Origin of the sequence: Streptomyces sp. UNOC14_S4 (assembly GCF_020740835.1) — a bacterium.
Lineage (GTDB): Bacteria > Actinomycetota > Actinomycetes > Streptomycetales > Streptomycetaceae > Streptomyces.
Genome location: NZ_JAINFC010000847.1, coordinates 1 through 1905 on the forward strand (window position 1 = coordinate 1; position 1905 = coordinate 1905).

Consider the following 1905-nt stretch of genomic DNA (forward strand, 5'->3'; position numbering starts at 1 on the left):
GGTAAAGGCGACTCCGGGGGCGGGGCTCCTCGCCCCCGACGCCCCCGGACCTCATCCGTACACCGCTCCCACTCCGCCCCCCAGCAGGTCGAACGCGCCATCCGCCTCGGCGTGAGCCCGCGGCAGCGCCTCCGAGGCCCGGGCCCCGTCGTTGACCCGGCCCCAGTTGCCGCGCGCGAGGCGCACCTGCACCGTGACGATCTGTGCCGCGGCCAGCCGCGCCATGAACTCGTCACCACCGTCACCCCCCGTCTCGTACAGGGCCGCCGCCAGCAGTTCCTCGTCCCGTTCGGAATACCGCACCGTCCGAGCCAGCAGGCTCGGCGTGTTGAAGACGAGGTCGTGGAAGGCCAGCACGGCCGGATTGTCACAGAGCCCCGTGACCGGGTCGTACGCGTCGAGCCGCGCGTGGAAGTGCGCGCGCAGCGCCCCCAGTGGTGATGCCTCCGCCGCCCGCTCCCGCACCACCCGAGCCGCCTCGCCCTGGTGATCGGCGATCCGGTGGAGGACGAGATCCTCCTTGCTCGGGAAGTAGCGGAAGAGCGTCGGCTTGGACACCTCCACCGCCGCGGCCACGTCCGCGACCGACACCTGATCGAAGCCCCGCGCGAGGAAGAGCTCGATCGCCGTCTCCGACAGCGCCTGCCGCGTGCGCTGCTTCTTGCGTTCCCGCAGTCCGGTCTCTTCAGTCACGGATTCACCCTATCAGGCGTTTGTGACCCAGAATCTTTTGTAACCCGGTTGCATTTTCGAGGTGGGCTGGTCTTTGATGAACGCATCGAGCGACGGAGGGACATGGCATGACCGCCACCGCAGTACTGATCGTGGGCGCAGGGCCGACTGGCCTGACGCTGGGCTGTGCACTCGCCCGCGCCGGAATCCCGGTGCGGATCATCGACAAGTCGCTGGAATTCCACGGTGGTTCGCGTGGCAAGGGCCTCAATCAGCGCAGCCGTGAAGTGCTCGCGGATCTCGGCGTGGGGGAGGAGTTCGCGGCCGCCGGCAACCCCCGCCTGATCTACCGCAAGTACCGGGGCGGGGTGGCGATAGCCGATCACGTGCCCGAAGCGGACGAGGCGCCGGACCCCACCGTGCCGTACGCCACGGGTCTATGGATACCGCAGTGGCGCACGGAGGAGATCCTGCGCGCGCGGCTCGCCTCGTACGGTGTGCGGGTCGAGCTGGGGCGCGAGCTCACCGGCTTCACCCAGGGCCGGGCCGGGGTGGTGGCCGAGCTCGCCGACGGGCAGCGTATCGAGGCCGCTTATCTGGTGGGCTGTGACGGCGCCCGCGGAGTGGTCCGCAAGGCGCTCGGGGTGTCCTTCGAGGGGGAGGCCGAGCCGGAGCTGGCCCTGGTCGGGGACGTCGAGGTCGAGGGCGACCTGGACCGCGGGTGCTGGCATCAGTGGATCGACGAGGAGGGTGCCGTGCTGCTCTGCCCGTTGCCCGGCACTCGGCGCTGGCAGCTCCAGAGCTCGCCCGAGCGCGATGCCGACGGGAATTTCCTCGGCCCCTCGCTGGAGCTGTTCCAGCGTCAGCTCGACCGGCACGCCCGCGTTCCCGGCCTGAGGCTGACCAATCCCGGCTGGCTCTCGACCTATCGGGTCAACGTCCGCATGGCCGACCGCTTCCGGGTGGGACGGGTCTTCCTCGCGGGCGACGCCGCCCACATCCACTCGATCGCTGGCGGCCTGGGCATGAACACGGGCATCCAGGACGGCTACAACCTCGGCTGGAAGCTCGCCCTCGTCGCGAGCGGCCGGGCAGGGGAAGAACTGCTGGACACCTATGAGGAGGAGCGGCTGCCGGTGGCGGCCTGGACGCTGCAGCTCACCTCCGAGCGGCTGCGGGCGGTCCGCGAAGGGGTCCGGCGGGCAGGGGTGGGCACGGAGGCGGGGTTCGCTC

Annotated in this window: 2 protein-coding genes; one reads left to right on the top strand and one right to left on the bottom strand. The window is 70.6% G+C overall.

Annotated features, from left to right (window positions below; genetic code table 11):
- Window positions 1-51: 51 nt before the first annotated feature.
- Window positions 52-693: a TetR/AcrR family transcriptional regulator gene (locus K6I34_RS36400; protein ID WP_229332303.1), complete on the bottom strand. Its 642-nt coding sequence runs from the start codon at window positions 691-693 to the stop codon at window positions 52-54.
- Window positions 694-800: 107 nt separating this feature from the next.
- On the opposite strand from K6I34_RS36400, the gene K6I34_RS36405 reads away from it, so the two are divergent.
- Window positions 801-1905: FAD-dependent monooxygenase (locus K6I34_RS36405; protein ID WP_229332304.1), on the top strand; the 1105-nt coding region annotated here is incomplete at its 3' end.